The sequence below is a fragment of the Streptomyces sp. NPDC037421 genome, assembly GCF_055602105.1.
In genome coordinates this window covers 1-15465 of record NZ_JBVJWV010000040.1, presented here as the reverse complement: position 1 = coordinate 15465, position 15465 = coordinate 1, and the positions used below count along the sequence as shown (strand labels likewise).

Annotated in this window: 13 protein-coding genes; 4 read left to right on the top strand and 9 right to left on the bottom strand. The window is 74.7% G+C overall.

The window, feature by feature from the left end:
• Positions 1–39: 39 nt before the first annotated feature.
• Together ACZ7IF_RS34480 and ACZ7IF_RS34475 are read right to left on the bottom strand one after the other, a co-directional pair.
• A complete protein-coding gene (locus ACZ7IF_RS34480; protein ID WP_470979905.1) occupies positions 40–2160 on the bottom strand; it encodes a glycogen debranching N-terminal domain-containing protein in 2121 nt (706 codons plus the stop codon).
• Positions 2161–2477: 317 nt separating this feature from the next.
• On the bottom strand, positions 2478–3740 hold the full coding sequence (locus tag ACZ7IF_RS34475; protein ID WP_470979902.1) for a DUF4192 domain-containing protein: 1263 nt from the start codon (positions 3738–3740) through the stop codon (positions 2478–2480).
• A gap of 124 nt (positions 3741–3864) precedes the next feature.
• Here ACZ7IF_RS34475 and ACZ7IF_RS34470 point away from each other — a divergent pair, with 124 nt between their 5' ends.
• Entirely contained in the window at positions 3865–6024 is a 2160-nt protein-coding gene (locus ACZ7IF_RS34470) for a RecQ family ATP-dependent DNA helicase (RefSeq protein ID WP_470979900.1), read from the top strand.
• Between the two features lie 215 nt (positions 6025–6239).
• A complete protein-coding gene (locus tag ACZ7IF_RS34465; protein WP_470979897.1) occupies positions 6240–6869 on the top strand; it encodes a hypothetical protein in 630 nt (209 codons plus the stop codon).
• 228 nt (positions 6870–7097) lie between these two features.
• Here ACZ7IF_RS34465 and ACZ7IF_RS34460 read toward each other — a convergent pair whose 3' ends face one another.
• From ACZ7IF_RS34460 to ACZ7IF_RS34450, 3 genes are all read right to left on the bottom strand, one after another.
• Positions 7098–7763 carry a hypothetical protein gene (locus ACZ7IF_RS34460; RefSeq protein ID WP_470979894.1) on the bottom strand — a complete coding sequence of 222 codons (666 nt, stop codon included), beginning with the start codon at positions 7761–7763 and terminating at the stop codon, positions 7098–7100.
• A 59-nt stretch (positions 7764–7822) separates the two neighbouring features.
• On the bottom strand, positions 7823–8533 hold the full coding sequence (locus ACZ7IF_RS34455) for a ribonuclease HII (protein ID WP_470979891.1): 711 nt from the start codon (positions 8531–8533) through the stop codon (positions 7823–7825).
• Between the two features lie 205 nt (positions 8534–8738).
• Positions 8739–9344 carry a TetR/AcrR family transcriptional regulator gene (locus ACZ7IF_RS34450; protein ID WP_470979888.1) on the bottom strand — a complete coding sequence of 202 codons (606 nt, stop codon included), beginning with the start codon at positions 9342–9344 and terminating at the stop codon, positions 8739–8741.
• 140 nt (positions 9345–9484) lie between these two features.
• Between ACZ7IF_RS34450 and ACZ7IF_RS34445 the strand changes: the two genes are divergently transcribed.
• Positions 9485–11038: an MFS transporter gene (locus ACZ7IF_RS34445; RefSeq protein WP_470979886.1), complete on the top strand. Its 1554-nt coding sequence runs from the start codon at positions 9485–9487 to the stop codon at positions 11036–11038.
• Positions 11039–11180: 142 nt separating this feature from the next.
• Here the strand turns inward: ACZ7IF_RS34445 and ACZ7IF_RS34440 are convergent, their stop codons facing one another.
• The 4 genes from ACZ7IF_RS34440 to ACZ7IF_RS34425 form a co-directional block, all read right to left on the bottom strand.
• Positions 11181–12095, bottom strand: coding sequence for an ADP-ribosylglycohydrolase family protein (locus ACZ7IF_RS34440; protein ID WP_470979883.1), 915 nt, complete (start codon positions 12093–12095; stop codon positions 11181–11183).
• Positions 12096–12106: 11 nt separating this feature from the next.
• Entirely contained in the window at positions 12107–12766 is a 660-nt protein-coding gene (locus ACZ7IF_RS34435; RefSeq protein ID WP_362461526.1) for a histidine phosphatase family protein, read from the bottom strand.
• A 73-nt stretch (positions 12767–12839) separates the two neighbouring features.
• The gene (locus tag ACZ7IF_RS34430; protein WP_007266991.1) at positions 12840–13445 is read right to left on the bottom strand and encodes a YdbC family protein; all 606 of its coding nucleotides are present in this window, start codon (positions 13443–13445) and stop codon (positions 12840–12842) included.
• A 32-nt stretch (positions 13446–13477) separates the two neighbouring features.
• Entirely contained in the window at positions 13478–14320 is an 843-nt protein-coding gene (locus ACZ7IF_RS34425) for an arylamine N-acetyltransferase family protein (RefSeq protein WP_470979880.1), read from the bottom strand.
• A gap of 67 nt (positions 14321–14387) precedes the next feature.
• Here ACZ7IF_RS34425 and ACZ7IF_RS34420 point away from each other — a divergent pair, with 67 nt between their 5' ends.
• Positions 14388–15347, top strand: a complete 960-nt coding sequence (locus tag ACZ7IF_RS34420; protein WP_470979877.1) for a DUF1152 domain-containing protein — start codon at positions 14388–14390, stop codon at positions 15345–15347.
• Positions 15348–15465 lie beyond the last annotated feature (118 nt).

The window sequence follows — 15465 nt, the reverse complement described above, 5'->3', positions numbered from 1 at the left end:
ATCCTCCCGAGCACCAGGGGCCACCGTGCGGGCCTCCCCTCAGCCTCCCAGTTGGAGCCCATCGGCCGCCTCCTCCACCATGCCGACGCCGAGCCGGCTGATCCGGACGGTGAAGGGCTCCCCCGCCACCCGCAGCCCGGAGAGTCGCAGGGCACCGAGGGGGGCGCCCGCCCTGGGGGCCACGGCTACCGTGCCCGCCGGGGCGTCCGGGCGGATGCCGGCGAGGGCGGTGAGCGCGTGGATCCCTGCGGCCGCGGCCACGGCCGCGGGCCGGCAGGCCGCCGGATGCGGCAGGGGCGCGCTGCCCGCGGTGCGCTGCTCGGCGGCGTGCATCTCCGGCAGCCGGTACTCGAAGGCCTCCGCCGCGTCGAGCAGGCCCCGCAGCAGACCGGCGGCCTCCTTCTCGAAGCCCGCCTGGGCCAGCCCGGCCACCGCGACGGCGCTCTCGTGGGCCCGGACCGCTCCCGACCGGTGGCCGAAGGGGTTGTGCCCGGGCTCCCGGGCCGCCATGCTCCGCAATCCCCATCCCGAATCCATGGCGGGGGCTCCCAGCAGCCGGGCGAGCTGTTCGGTGCGGACGGGGTCCAGCAGCCCGGGCGCCATCCGGCCCCCGCCGAGCAGGCCCGTGTCCAGCAGGTGCGCGGCGGCTCCGGTGAGCCGGGGCAGCGGCCGGCCGTCGGGGTGCAGGGCGGCGGCGGGGCGGCCCCCGTCCGGGCCGTCGATCCAGAACCGGGCCCGGAACCTCTCCCGCAGGGCGGCCGCCCACTCCCGCCACTCCCCCGCTCCGCCGCGCCCGCACCCGTCCAGCAGGTCGGCGCCGAGCAGCGCGGCCCGATGCGCGTGGGCCTGGGTCTCGCAGCGCCGGGGCCCCGGGTCGGGGTCGGCCAGGAAACCGTCCTCCCCCAGCGCCCCGCGCAGCCAGTCCAGGCAGCGCTCGGCGACGGGCAGCAGCCGGGCCACCTCCTCCTCGGGCAGGCCCCACCGCCGGGCCTCCGCGAGCACCGCCGGGAAGCCGAGGGTGGCTTCGGTCCCGGTGCAGCCGGGCGGCAGCTGCGGCCCGGCGGCCCGCAGCGGACCCGGGATCTTCCCCGCGTCCGGGCCCCGGCCCCCGGTCTGCCCGCGGGCCAGGATCCGCAGCGTGGCGGCAGCCAGTCCGGTGCCGAGCGGCAGTGCCATCCGCGCGGCCCACAACGACTCCGCCGGGGCCGGCCCGAGCCGCCACGGCACTCCTGCCGCCGCGAAGGCGTCGCCGGGTTCCGCGGGGTCCCGCAGGAGCAGCGCCCGGAGGTCTTCGACGCTGGTGCGGAACCACGCGTCGACCCTCGGGTCGTCCCCCTCCGCGCGGGCTGCGGCCAAGGGGTTCGCCACCTGCCCGGCGGGGGCCCGCGCGGTGCGGTCCCGGGTGGTGCGCAGCTCGATGGTGCGGGACTCGCCGGGGCCGAGGTCGAGCTCCCACCGCAGCAGCCCGGCCGAGGCGAGGGCGTCGTCGGGGGCCGGCTCGGCGGTGGTGACGGCCAGGGCGTCCCCGGTGCTCCAGCGCAGTCCGGCCGCGTGCACCGCGGCAGCGAGCTCCGGCCCGGCGCGGCCGGCGGCCACCGCGGCCAGCTCGGCCAGGTCGGTGCCGAGGGAAACCTCCACGGGCAGGCGCAGGGGGCGGGCGGCGAAGCTGCGCATGGTGATGCGCTCGGTGCCGTCGGCGTGGCGGATCCGTTCGACCCCGATGTCGGGGTCCGGCCCGGGCTCGACCCCGGTGCGGACGGTGGCGGTGAAGGCGGCCCGGTCCGCGCCGAGGCTGCGGCCCTGGACGGCGACCGGGTCCCGCCCGGCGACGCGCAGCACGCAGCGTGAGAGCAGCCTGCGCCCGGAGCGGTAGATCCCGTCGATCCCCCGGCCGGTCAGCTGGCCGTGCTCGGGCGAGATGGCCAGGCAGGGCGCGGCGACACAGATGACCGCCCCGTGCACCGGCGGCAACTCGGCCCGACGCCCGGCACCGGCGGCGGCCGTCTGCCCGGGCACCCCGGCACCGGCACCCGCACCAGCGCCCGGCGGCTGCCCCGCAGCGGCACCCCACCCCGCAGCGATCGAGCCCGCACCGGCACCGGACGCCTGCCCAGGCGGCTGCCCCGGCGGCTGCCCCGGCGGCACGGCAGCCCCCGGCATCGGGCCGGCCGGGCGCTCCGGCGGGCGCTCCGCCGGGTACCCGGGCGCCGATTCCGGCTGGCGGGAAGCTGGGGTGGGAGGGGGCCCGGACGGGCCGCTTCGGGGTACGGGGGGAGCCATGTGCCGCCTTGTCTGCGCTCCGGCCGGTTCTGCGGGGCGGCGGCGCGGCCGGGCCCCCACCACCCCCCAGCTGAACGCCCCCACCCCCGCCCGGGTCACGGGCCCCGGTGGCGGCTGCCCGCCCCGGGCGGGCCGGCTTCGGCGCGGGGGCCGGCCCGCCGCACCCCGCAGGACACCCGCCGGGCCCTGCCGGGGGCTCACTGCCCGCTCCCCTCGGTGCGGCGGGAGGCGCGGCGGCGCTGCCCGGTGCGGCGGCCGGGCGGGCGGGTGGCTCCGGCGGGCCGCTTGCGGCCCGGCTCGCGGCGCCTGCGCTCCTCCCGCAGGCACTCCCGCAGCCCTTCGGGGTCGATGCCCTCGTTGCAGGCGTGGTGGAGGAGCTGGGCGAACCGGTACTCGGCGTCGGCCCGCAGGGCCAGCCCGAACGCGATCCGGGCGGTCGGCTCGTCCCCGGTGGACCATGAGACCCAGCCGGCCAGGGTCAGCGGGGCAGCCGCGTGCTCCCCGTAGGCACCGACGCAGCGCCGGGCCAGGGCCCGCCACAGCCTCAGGGCGGGCGCGGCTTCGTCGTCCTCCATCCACTCGGCGGCGATGTCGCGGATCTCCCGGTCCTGGAGCCCGAGGATCACGGCGGCGGCCTCGTCGTGGCCGAGCAGCGCGTCGTCCCAGTCGTCGGCGAGCGGCCCGCCCTCCGCGGGCGGCGCGAGGGTCAGGCGGCGCATCAGGGTCCGCGCCAGGGCGAGGGTCTGCGCGCCGACCTCCTCCCGGGTCGCCCCGTCGAGGATCCTCGGCACCAGGGCCGTGGCGGCCCGCTCCAGTGCCTCTTCCTGCTCGCCGGCCCAGGCCCCGCAGAGCGGGGTCAGCCGGCTCTCGATCTCCTTGAGGGAGCCCCGGACCTGGAGCCCCGCGAAGGTGGCCGCGGCGGCCATCACCGATGTGCCGGGCGGCGCCAGCGGGTTGCCCTCGGCCGGGCAGCATCCGTCGTCGCCGCAGGTGTAGGACCAGTAGCGGCCGGCGGAGAGGCACAGCGCCTCCAGGACCGGCACGTCCAGGGCGCCGCAGGCGATCCGCAGCCGCTGGGCGAGCGGCCGCAGCCGGGTCATGACCCGCTGCCCGCTCTCGCCGCCCCGGGGGTCCTGGCAGAGGAAGACAACGATGCCGTCGGGCTTGCCGCCGCGCCGTTCGCTGCCGCGGATGAGGCATTCGGCGACCTGCCGGGCGGTGTCCTCCCATTCGGCCGTGGCGGGGGGGATGCCCACGCGCAGGCGGCCGCCGAAGCGTCCGTTCTCGCCGTGTACGGCGACCATGACGAGGGAGTCGGTGGGATGGAAGCCGAGCATGTAGGGCAGCGCGTCGGCCAGTTCCGCCGGGCTGCGCAGGGTGATCTGGGGTTCGGTGGGGACTCCGGAGGGGCTGATGGAGGGCCGTCCGGACGGGCTGGGTGATTCGTGGTTCGTCGTCATGCGTCCGACGGTCCCGTGCCCGGTCCGATCCGGAAACCCCTGTGGATAACCCGTTCGATCTTCAACATCCACAGGTCCGGATCCGCATTGGCGCGATGTCAGAGCCATCGGGTTGCATGGGGGCATGAACGCAGACCTGAGGTCCTCGGCCGATTCCGTACTCGCCCGCCTCGTGGGCGACCCCACGGGCACCGCACGGCTGCGCGAGGACCAGTGGCGGGCGATCGAGGCCCTCGTCGCGCACAAGCGGCGGGCCCTGGTCGTCCAGCGCACCGGCTGGGGCAAGTCCGCGGTCTACTTCGTGGCCACTTCCCTGCTGCGCGCGAGCGGCGCCGGACCGACCGTGATCGTCTCCCCGCTGCTGGCGCTGATGCGCAATCAGGTCGAGGCAGCCGCGCGGGCGGGCATCCACGCGCGCACCATCAACTCCGCCAACCCGGAGGAGTGGGAGGGCATCCAGGCCGAGGTGGCGGCGGGCGAGGTCGACGTCCTGCTGGTCAGCCCCGAGCGGCTGAACAATCCGGACTTCCGCGACCAGGTGCTCCCCAAGCTGGCGGCTGCCACGGGCCTGCTCGTGGTCGACGAGGCGCACTGCATCTCAGACTGGGGACACGACTTCCGTCCCGACTACCGCCGGCTGCGCACGATGCTCGCCGATCTCCCGCCGGGCGTCCCCGTGCTGGCGACGACCGCCACCGCCAACGCCCGGGTGACGGCCGACGTCGCGGAACAGCTCGGCACGGGGGCCGGCACGGACGCGCTGGTGCTGCGCGGCCCGCTGGACCGCGAGAGCCTGAGCCTGGCGGTCCTGGCCCTGCCCGACGCCGCGCACCGGCTGGCCTGGCTCGCCGACCACCTCTCCGAGCTGCCGGGGTCCGGAATCATCTACACCCTGACGGTGGCCGCCGCCGAGGAGGTCACCGCCTACCTGCGCCACCGCGGCCACACGGTGTCCTCGTACACCGGCAAGACGGAGAACGCCGACCGCGAGCAGGCGGAGAGCGACCTCCAGGCCAACCGGGTGAAGGCCCTGGTGGCGACCTCCGCCCTGGGGATGGGCTTCGACAAGCCCGACCTGGGCTTCGTGGTGCACCTGGGCTCGCCGTCGTCCCCCATCGCCTACTACCAGCAGGTCGGCCGGGCCGGCCGCGGGGTGGAGCACGCCGAGGTCCTGCTGCTGCCGGGCCGTGAGGACGAGGCGATCTGGCAGTACTTCGCCTCGGTGGCCTTCCCCCCGGAGGAGCAGGTGCGCCGCACCCTGGACGTGCTGGCCCAGGCGGGGCGCCCGCTCTCGCTGCCCGCGCTGGAGCCGCTGGTGGACCTGCGCCGCACCCGGCTGGAGACGATGCTGAAGGTGCTCGACGTGGACGGAGCCGTCCACCGGGTGAAGGGCGGCTGGACCGCCACCGGCGAGCCCTGGGTGTACGACTCCGAGCGGTATGCCTGGGTCGCCCGGCAGCGGTCCGCCGAGCAGCAGGCGATGCGGGACTACGCGGCCACGACCGCCTGCCGGATGGAGTTCCTGCGCCGCCAGCTCGACGACGAGGAGGCCGCCGCCTGCGGCCGCTGCGACAACTGCGCCGGCGCCCGCTTCACGGCGGACGTCTCCGGCGCCGCGCTGGACACCGCGCGGGGCGAACTGGGCCGCCCCGGAGTGGAACTGGAACCGCGCAGGATGTGGCCGACCGGCCTCGCGGCGGTGGGCGTGGACCTCAAGGGGCGGATCCCGGCCGGGGAGCAGTCGTCGACCGGGCGCGCCCTGGGCAGGCTGTCCGACATCGGCTGGGGCAACCGGCTGCGTCCCATGCTGGCCCCGCAGGCGGCCGACCAGCCCGTTCCGGACGATGTGGCGCAGGCCGTGGTGGCCGTGCTCGCCGACTGGGCCCGGGGTCCCGGTGGTTGGGCCTCGGGGGCCGCTGACGCTCCGGCCCGGCCGGTGGGCGTGGTCGCGCTGCCTTCGCGCAGCCGTCCGCAGCTGGTCGGCTCCCTGGCCGCGCGCATCGCCGAGGTGGGGCGGATCCCCCTGCTGGGGGCGCTGGAATACACGGATCAGGCGCCGCAGTTCGGGCTGCCGTCCTCGAACAGCGCCCAGCGGGTCCGCGGGCTCCACCAGGCGTTGACCGTGCCGCCAGCCCTGGCGGCGAGCCTTTCCGAGGTCCGGGGTCCGGTGTTCCTCGTCGACGATCGCGCGGAGAGCGGATGGACCCTCGCGGTGGCCGCCCGGCTGCTGCGGCGGGCGGGGGTCGAGGGGGTGTTTCCGCTGGTGCTCGCGCTCCAGCCGTAGCGGAATGCGTCATCCTCGGCGTGGCGGGGCAAGGATATGAGCGGCATACCGGCGAATTCCGGTCCGCGGCCGCAAATGCTCATTGCCCCATCCTCGCGGGCCACGCGAGAATCGGAGTGCTCCCGCTCGGCTCGTCGGCACTCTCCTGGGCCGCGCTGCGGCGCGCCCACACCTCAGCCGTGCCCGTACGCGGGCGTGTACCCGAAGGGAGGACCGTGACCTTCGGATTCGCCCCGTCCTCGACCACGTCACTGGCAGCGGCGGCCGGTGGCGCAAGCCGGCACGGCAGACTGCTCGAACCCTCCGAGTGGACGGCGGCGGGGGTTCCCCTGCTCCGCAATCCGCGCGAGGTGGTCAGCGGGCTGCACTCCCGGCACAGCCCCGCTCCGTCCACCGCCGTCATAGCCGTGCTCGGCCCCGAGGAACAGCTCGTCGCGAGCGCCTCGTTCGTGCAGAAGTCCGCTTCGGCGGACGGCTGGGAATACCGCAACGCGCTGCTTTCGCGGCTGCGCCGGGTCATCCCGCACGACCTGCGGCGCCGGACCCCGGTCCGGACGGCGGTGCTGATGTACTGCCGTGACGGCGACGAGCGCTGGACCGAGGAGGACGGTGCCTGGATGTGGGGGCTGCGCGATGCCTGCACCCTGCACGGGCTGCGCTGCGGCGCGTACATCACGCTGACCCGCGGCGGCTGGCAGGTGGTGGGTGAGGGCCGGGGCGGGCGGCGGCCCGGTTCGGACTCCCGGCCCGAGCCGCTCGGCTCCCTGACCCCCGAGCGCACGCCGCTGACCCTGAGCACCGTGGGCGGCATGCCGGAGCCCCTGCGCCGGACCGCCGCGCGCTAGGACGCAGCCGGCGGACCCGGGCACCGACGTCCTGGGAGCGACGGCGCCGGCGGCAGGACCTGCACGCCGTCGGGAGCCGTCGGGAGCCGTCACGCACCGCCGCGTACGGGCGGGGGCAGCCCTCACGGCCGTACTCCCGGGGAAGGGGGTACGGCTGGTCGGGCTTCGGACTTCAGCGGGGCCGGCCCACGGCCCGCCCCGCCCCTCGCCCGTGCGGGATACGGGGCGTCAGACGCCCGCACCCAGTACGGAGTTGATCTGCTTGACGTCGCCGCACACGATCAGCAGCGCACCCGCCCGGGCGAGCGCCACCGGCAGTGCGGTGGAGGTCGCCGCGGCCGGTCCGCCGTTGGCCGCGAAGACCACGACGGGGCGGCCGGAGGCGCGCTGCACGTGCGCCGCGTCCGCGTAGAAGACGTCGTCCCCGGCGTCGTGCTGGGCCCAGTAGGAGGCCTCGCCGAAGGACAGTTCGTGGGCGGCCCACGGGTGCGGGTCGCCGGTTGTGATCACCAGGATCTCGCCGGGCGCGCGCCCGGTGTCGAGCAGCAGGTCCACGGCCTCCTCGGCCGCGTCCAGCGCACCCTCGGCGGAGGCCGGGATCAGCTGGACCTGCGGGACCGCCGCCGAGACGGACGGTGCGGTGGGGGCCGCGGGAACGGGCCCGGGGGTGGTCTCCGCCGCGCGCGGCGCGGGCGGACCGGGCCGGGGGGCGACACCCGCGCGGCTCGCCGCCGCGGGGGAGGGACCGGGGCGCCCGGGCCGGGGAACGGCTACGGGACGCGGACCAGGTACAGGGCGGGGGGTCTGCGCGGTGCGGCTCGCGGCCGGCGTGACGCGGGGACCCTGGGCACTCTCGTGAATCTGAGGCTCCTCGATGGCGGGGGTGAGAGGCATGAGTTGATATCTATCAAACACCGGTACGAAACGTACCGGTTGGTGGCACGTGGGTGCGATCAGAAATCGAAGCCGAGTTGGCCTCCGTTTTCCAGCTCAATCGCTTCCTCGCTGCGGCGCACCTTCTTCAAGTGCCGCCACTGGGGCAGTGCGTCGAGGTAGGACCACGAGAGCCGGTGGTACGCGGTGGGCCCGCGCACCTCCAGCGCGGCCCGGTGCACCGGCGAGGGGTAGCCCGCGTTCGCGGCGAAGGCGAAGTCCTCGATTCCGTCGCCCGGTTCGCCGAGTTCGGCCATCATCCGGTCGCGCCGGACCTTGGCGATCACCGAGGCCGCGGCCACGGCGACGCAGGACTGGTCGCCCTTGATGACCGTACGGACCAGCCAGGGCGGGCCGAGGTAGTCGTGCTTGCCGTCGAGGATCACCGCGTCGGGCCGCACCGGGAGTGCCTCCAGCGCGCGTACCGCCGCGAGCCGCAGGGCCGCCGTCATCCCGAGTTCGTCGATCTCCTCCGGGGAGGCGTGCCCCAGGGCGTGCGCGGTGACCCAGTCCTCCAGGACCTCGAGCAGCGCGTCGCGCCGCTTCGGGGTGAGCAGTTTGGAGTCGGTGAGCCCCTCGGGCGGGCGGCGCAGGCCGGTGATCGCCGCGCAGACGGTGACGGGACCGGCCCAGGCCCCTCGTCCGACCTCGTCGACCCCGGCGATGACCTTGGCGCCGGTGGTTGCACGGAGGGAGCGTTCGACGGTGTGGGTGGGTGCTTCGTACGGCATGGCGCCAGCAAGGTTACGCCGCCCCGGGCCGCCTGCACACCCCGGCCCGGGGCAAGCGGCGCCGGGGCGTGTCCGCGGGGCCGCGCGGCGTGCGCGCGCCGCCCCGTCCGGAGCCCCTCCCCGGTGTTCGCGGGGTGCCCGTGCGGGCCCGGCCGCGGGCGCCGGCGGGCTCGTACGGAGGCCTCCGGCCGGGCTTCCCGACGGTTCACACCCGGAGCATCGGCACCATCAGCCCGTCGATCATCTCCGCGATCTCGACGTCCGGCCATTCGCTTCCGCACACCTTCGCGCGGTACATGAGCATCGCCGGAATCACCTCGGTGAGCATGGGACTCGTGGCGTCGGGCCGGACATCTCCCCGCTCGATTCCACGCTGGAACAGCCCTCGTATCACCTCGTGCGCCGGCTCGTGCAGGCCCTTCCAGATCACCTCTCGGAACAGTCCGGCGTGGGCGTGGTCGCATTCGTGAAGCACCGCGCGGAGTGCCACCCCGGCCTGGGAGCGCATGACGTCCCGCATCCGCACGCACAGCCGGTACAGGTCCTCGCGCACCGATCCGTGGTCGGCGATCTCCCCCAGTGCGGGCAGCCCCGCCCGCAGCACCTCTGCCACCAGATCGGTCTTGGTGGGCCAGCGCCGGTAGACGGCCGCCTTGCCGGTGCGCGCCCCGGCCGCGACCGCCTCCATGGTGAGGGCGTTCCAGCCGACGGTGCTGAGCTGCTCCAGGGCCGAGTCCAAAATCGCCCGTTCGAGCGCCGGCCCCCGCCTGCGCACCGGCGCCGCCCCCTCCGGCCAGCCCGAATCCGCCATGCCCGTACCTCCGACCGGCCCGCGCGTTTCCCGCGCACATTTTCAGCCTTAGTGAACGCTTGCGTTCCCTACATCCGGGCTCCTACCGTGGACCCGCAGTGAACGAATGCGTTCACTATTTCACTTCGGGGGGATCCACAGTGACAAGCGCTCAACTCGCCCCGCCCCGGATACCGGGGGCCGCCCGACGGCCCGGACGTCCAGGGGTGGCGCTCGCCGTCATCGCCGCCAGCCAGCTCATGGTCGTCCTCGACGCGACCATCGTGAACATCGCGCTCCCGCACATCCAGACGGCGCTCTCCTTCTCCACCACCGACCTGTCCTGGGTGATCAGCGCCTACACCCTCGCCTTCGGCGGACTGCTGCTGCTCGGCGGCCGGGCCGGCGACATCCTGGGCCGACGCCGCGTCTTCGTGGCCGGAATCCTGCTGTTCACCCTGGCCTCCCTGCTCGGCGGCTTCGCCCAGGAGCCCTGGCAGCTGATGGCGGCCCGCGCCCTCCAGGGCGTCGGCGGGGCCATCGCCTCGCCGACCGCGCTCGCCCTGATCACCACGACCTTCGCCGAAGGCCCCGACCGCAACCGCGCCTTCGGGGTCTTCGCCGCCGTGTCCGCCGGCGGCGGCGCCGTCGGCCTGCTGGCCGGCGGCATGCTCACCGAGTGGCTCGACTGGCGGTGGGTGCTCTTCGTCAACGTGCCGATCGGCGTGCTCATCGCCGTCCTCGCCCCGCTCTACATCAACGAGTCCGAACGCCACCCGGGCCGCTTCGACGCGGCCGGCGCGCTCACCTCGACCGGCGGGATGGCCTCGCTCGTCTACGGGTTCATCCGCGCGTCCGAGGACGGCTGGCGCGACTCGCTGACCATCGGCTCCTTCGCCGCCGCCGTCGTCCTGCTCGGCCTCTTCGTGCTCATCGAGTCGCGCGCCGCCGAACCGATCATCCCGCTACGGATGTTCGCCGACCGCAACCGCGCCGGCACCTACCTGATCATGCTCGGTCTCGCCGCCGCCATGTTCGGCATGTTCTTCTTCATCGTCCAGTTCGTGCAGAACGTGCTGGGCTTCTCACCCATCCAGTCCGGCGTCGGCTTCCTGCCGGTGACGGTGGCGATCATCGCCGCCGCCGGGCTCTCGCAGCGCTTCCTGCCGCGCCTGGGCCCCAAGCCGTTCATGGTCACCGGCTCGGCCCTCACCGGGATCGGCCTGGCCTGGCTGACCTTCATCCGCACCGACAGCACCTACCTGTCCGGCGTGCTCGGCCCGATGCTGCTGTTCGGCTTCGGCATGGGCCTCAACTTCGTCACCCTCACCCTCACCGCAGTCTCCGGCGTGGCACCGCAGGAGGCGGGCGCGGCCTCCGGGCTGCTGAACGCCAGCCAGCAGGTGGGCGGTTCGCTCGGCCTGTCGATCCTGGTCACCGTCTTCGGCACCGCCGGGCGCGACGAAGCCGCCAAACAGGTCCCGGACTTCATGGCGCACGCTGAACCGGAGCAGCTGGCCGCCTTCAAGGAGACCGGGCAGCTGCCGGACCCCTGGGGGGACCTCGTCCTCACCCAGGGCATCTCCACCGCCTTCATCGCCGCCGTCGCCATGGCGGGGCTGGCACTGGCCACCGCGCTGCTGGTGATCCGGGTGCGCAAGAGCGACCTGGAGGCCCTGAGCGGAGCCGCCGCCGAGGCCGGCCCCGCGGCCTGAGCGCGCGGCCCCGTACGAGCCGTACGGCCACCGCCTGGACAGACGTACGAGGAGCACCGGGCGCGGAGCCACCCCCGCGCCCGGCACCCTCCCGCCCGGCACCGGCGCCACCCGGCCGGGGCCCCTCAGCAGCCGGTACCCGTCAGCCGGGCAGGCCGGGCAGCCACGCCGGGAGCGCCTCGGTCCGGTCCAGCCAGGCCTGCGGCAGCGCCGCGTCCCCGCGCCCGCCCAGTACCCCGCCGACGATCGCGCAGGTGGTGTCCACGTCGCCGCCCACCTGTGCGGTGGTCCAGAACGCCCGCTCGAAGTCGTCCAGCGCCCGGGCCGCCGACCACAGCGCGAAGGGCACCGTGTCGTGGGCGCTCGTGCGCCGCCCGCAGCCCAGCACCGCGGCGACCGTGGTCGCGTCGCCGTAGTCCAGCATGTCCCGCGCCCTGCGCACCCCCGCGCCGACGGCGCTGCGCGGCACCAGTGCGATCACCCCGTCGAGCAGGTCCGCGGCGGTCGGCGCCCCCGCCGGGGACGCCGCCAGCGCGGCCGCGGCGGCGACGGCCATCGCCCCGCACACCGCCTCGCGGTGCTGGTGGGTGGTGTAGGCGGAGATCTCCGCCTGGTGCGTGGCCTGCTCGGGGTCGTCCGCGTACCAGGCGCCGAGCGGGGCGATCCGCATGGCGGCGCCGTTGCCCCAGGAGCCCTGGCCGTTGAAGAGCTCGGCGGCCAGCGTGCGCCAGTCCTCGCCCTCCCGGACGAGGCGCAGCATCCGGTTCACGGCGGGCCCGTAGCCGCGGTCGAAGTCGTGGTGGTCGGCGAAGGAGGCCGCCAGCGCGTCCTGGTCGACGCGGCCGTGCGTGGCGAGCACGGCCAGCACCGAGCAGGCCATCTCGGTGTCGTCGGTCCACTGCCACGGCTCGCTGCCGGCCGGCAGCTCGCGCCGCTTCAGCAGCGGATAGTTGACGGGAACGAAGTACTGGGAGCCCAGGGCATCCCCCAGGGCCAGCCCTCGGAGGCTGGACAGGGCGCGTGCGTAACGCGTTTCGGAAGTGGAGTCAGCGGTCATCGCGCGTCACTTTAGCCGTCCAGGTCATAAGGCTCGGGTGTGGTCCACCGCTCAAACGGGCGGTCCATCCGGTACCGGCCGTCGGGTCCGAGCAGCAGGACGCGGTATTCGCCGTTGCCCGGGTTGGACAGGGCCTCGAACTCGGCCACCGACCAGTGGAACCAGCGCATGCAGAACAGCCGCATCGTCAGGCCGTGGGTGACCAGCAGGACGTTCTCGGGATGGTCCGGGGCCTCGAAGCTGCGGTAGAGGCTCTCCAGGAAGGAGCCGACGCGGTCGTAGACGTCGGCGCCCGACTCGCCCTGCGCGAAGCGGTAGAAGAAGTGCCCGTACGCGTCCCGGTACGCCTTCTGGAGCTTCACGTCGTCGCGGTCCTGCCAGTTCCCCCAGTCCTGCTCGCGCAGCCGGGGCTCCTCTCGCATGCGTACCCGCGCCGGGTCCAGCCGCAGTTCGCGGAAGGTCTGCAGGGTCCGGCGGTAGGGGGAGACGTACGCGCTGATGCTCTCCTCGCCGAAGAGCTCGCGCAGCCGCTCCCCCGCGGCCGCGGCCTGCTCGTGGCCGGTGCGGGTCAGCCGCAGGGCGTGGTCGGGCTCCCGCTCGTACACCGTGTCATCGACGTTTCCCTCCGATTCCCCGTGCCGGACTAGGACGATGCGCCGTGGTCGAACCATCCCCCGACCCTATTCGGCCGCCGGGACGGGTACGCCCCGGGCACGCCGGTCGGGGGTGACGCTTGTCCTACGGTCATACCGTCCAGCCGGGTTCGAGGTCGACGACGTCCCCGGTGAGCGCCTCCACATCGGCCTCGGTCTGGGCGCGCAGCGAGAGCCGCTCGACCCGCTCCTGCCGGTACTTGCCGTGCTCCGCCGCCGCCCGCCACATCGACAGCACCAGGAACTCCCGCCCGGGCGCCTCCCCGAACAGGCCCCGGATCATCCCGGGCGACCCCGCCATGGCGGGGTTCCACACCTTCTCCTGCATCAGCGCGAAATGGTCCACGCGCCCTTCCCGCACGCGGGTGTGGGCGACGCGCACCACATCGGCGTCGCTGAAGCGCGGCTCGAAGCCGGTCTTCACGTCGAAGCGGTGGTCGAAGAGCGTGACCCGGGCATCGGTGTAGGTGCCGTTCTGTGAGGCCGCCAGTCTGTCGTGCGAGCGGGCCATGAACGAGTCGTAGAAGGAACGGCTCTCCCAGAACGCGAAGACATGCGCGACCCCCTGCCGGCCTCTGCTCCAGCCGCCGCCCTGGCCCCGGAATCCCGGTTCGCCGGGCAGCCCCGCCCACTTGCGCTGCCCGCGCTCGAACCCGCGTCGGTCCGTCACCGTGCAGCGAATCCACTTGACCAGCACCGCGCCATCGTACGGGCCGGGCGCGGTCCGGGTCAGTCCCCGGAGCGGTGGATCCGTACCAGTTCCGCCGCATCCCGATCGGGCAGCCGAAGCCCGAACTCCCGGTCGAGGAGGGCGGGCAGCCGGCCGGAGTCCACCGGCTCCCGCTCGGTCCGCCCGTCGGGGAACAGGTGCGTCAGCTCGCGCCCGACGAGCGTCTTGCGCACGGCGTCCCCCGGGAGCTGCACGATGGCCTTCCCGACGAAGGAGGACCGGGGGTGCGTGGAGCTGTAGTGGTTCAGCACGACGTAGTCCACGGGGTGGTACCGCTGCGGGGAGAAGGCGTACAGGTCCCGCCAGTCCTCCCCGCGGCGGGTCCGGAGCACGAGGACGCCTTCCTCCTCCTCGTGGACCGCGTACGTCCACGGGCCCTGGCACACCTCGGTGCCGGGCCGCGCGAGCGGGACGGGCTCGCGCGGGCCCATGGAGCCGAATCCGGCGTCGCAGAGCCACGGTTCGCCCTCGACGGTGACGACGAGCATCGCGTGCGTCACCGCCAGCAGGGAGTCGCCCCGCGTACGGTTGCGGGCACCGCGCCCGGAGACCTCGAAGCCGATCCGCTCCAGGGCAGCGGCCAGCAGCGAGTTCTGCTCGTAGCAGTAGCCACCCCTGCGGGCGTGCACGAGCTTGTCCTCCAGAGCCTTGACCTCCAGCTCGACGGGGCGGCCGAGCAGGACGTCCAGGCTCTCGAAGGGGATGGCGGCGGTGTGGGCCCGGTGCACCTCGTACAACGTCCCGAGGTCCGGCCGGAGTTCCCCCGCCGCCCGTCCCGTCCCGCCGCCGAGCCCGATCCGCGCCAGGTACGCGTCCAGGTCCAGTTCGTCACCGCTCCACATGGCTTCCCGCTCCCCCGCCGTGAAATCCCCGTGCCCGCGCGTGCCTGGGCCCCGCACAATGATCGCCATGACCGCCCTGCACACCAACCCCCTCTTCGCCCGTCTGGCCACGGCGGAACGCGTCCTCGTCGCCGGCGCCGGCGGGGGCTTCGACATCTACTCGGGCCTGCCCATCGCGCTGTCGCTTCTGCACCAGGGCAAGGAGGTGTACCTGGCGAACCTCTCCTTCTCCACCCTCGCCGGGCTGCCCGCCGAGGAGTGGGCGGCCCCCGACCTGGCCGTCGTCACCCCCGACTCCGCGCCCCACCTGTCCTACTTCCCGGAGCGGACCCTCGCGCAGTGGCTCCGGCTGCACCGCTACCCCTCGACGGTGTACGCCTTCCCCCAGGTCGGGGTGCAGCCGCTGCGCGCCGCCTACCGGGCGCTGATCGGCCTCCACCGGATCGACGCGGTGGTGCTCGTCGACGGGGGCACGGACATCCTGATGCGGGGCGACGAGGCGGGCCTCGGCACGCCGGAGGAGGACCTGACCAGCGTGGCGGCGCTGGCCGCGCTGGACGACGTACCGGAACGGCTCGTGGTGTCGGTCGGCTTCGGCGTGGACGCGTACCACGGGGTCAGTCACGCCCTGGTCCTGGAGAACATCGCGGCGCTGGAACGGGACGGGGCGTACCTCGGCGCCTTCTCGATACCACGGGCCACTCGGGAGGGGGCACTCTTCCTGGACGCGGTGGCCCATGCCCAGGACCACACGCCGGACCGTCCGAGCATCGTGGCGGGGTCGGTCGCGGCGGCCGTCCGCGGCTCCTTCGGCGACGTCCGGTTCACCGAACGCACCCGGGGCAGCGAGCTCTTCGTGAACCCGCTGATGTCCCTGTGCTTCGCCTTCGAGCTGCGCGGGCTCGCCGACCGCTGCCTCTACCTGGACCGCATCGAGGACACCCACCTGATGCGCCAGGTCCACTCCAGGATCGCGGAGTTCCGCGAGGACCTGGTCACCCGGCCCTCCCGGGCGATCCCCCACTGACTGACGGACGGCCGGACGAACGACGGGCGGGGGGGGGGGGGGGGGGGGGGGGGGGGGGGGGGGGGGGGGGGGGGGGGGGGGGGGGGGGGGGGGGGGGGGGGGGGGGGGGGGGGGGGGG

Excerpts from the sequence above, each read along its gene's own strand:
- ACZ7IF_RS34435 (WP_362461526.1), bottom strand. The coding sequence starts at position 12,766 with ATGGTTCGACCACGGCGCATCGTCCTAGTCCGGCACGGGGAATCGGAG.
- ACZ7IF_RS34480 (WP_470979905.1), bottom strand. The coding sequence starts at position 2,160 with ATGCCGGGGGCTGCCGTGCCGCCGGGGCAGCCGCCGGGGCAGCCGCCT.
- ACZ7IF_RS34460 (WP_470979894.1), bottom strand. The coding sequence starts at position 7,763 with ATGCCTCTCACCCCCGCCATCGAGGAGCCTCAGATTCACGAGAGTGCC.
- ACZ7IF_RS34425 (WP_470979880.1), bottom strand. The coding sequence starts at position 14,320 with ATGTGGAGCGGTGACGAACTGGACCTGGACGCGTACCTGGCGCGGATC.
- ACZ7IF_RS34440 (WP_470979883.1), bottom strand. The coding sequence starts at position 12,095 with ATGACCGCTGACTCCACTTCCGAAACGCGTTACGCACGCGCCCTGTCC.
- ACZ7IF_RS34475 (WP_470979902.1), bottom strand. The coding sequence starts at position 3,740 with ATGACGACGAACCACGAATCACCCAGCCCGTCCGGACGGCCCTCCATC.
- ACZ7IF_RS34420 (WP_470979877.1), top strand. The coding sequence starts at position 14,388 with ATGACCGCCCTGCACACCAACCCCCTCTTCGCCCGTCTGGCCACGGCG.
- ACZ7IF_RS34455 (WP_470979891.1), bottom strand. The coding sequence starts at position 8,533 with ATGCCGTACGAAGCACCCACCCACACCGTCGAACGCTCCCTCCGTGCA.
- ACZ7IF_RS34450 (WP_470979888.1), bottom strand. The coding sequence starts at position 9,344 with ATGGCGGATTCGGGCTGGCCGGAGGGGGCGGCGCCGGTGCGCAGGCGG.
- ACZ7IF_RS34470 (WP_470979900.1), top strand. The coding sequence starts at position 3,865 with ATGAACGCAGACCTGAGGTCCTCGGCCGATTCCGTACTCGCCCGCCTC.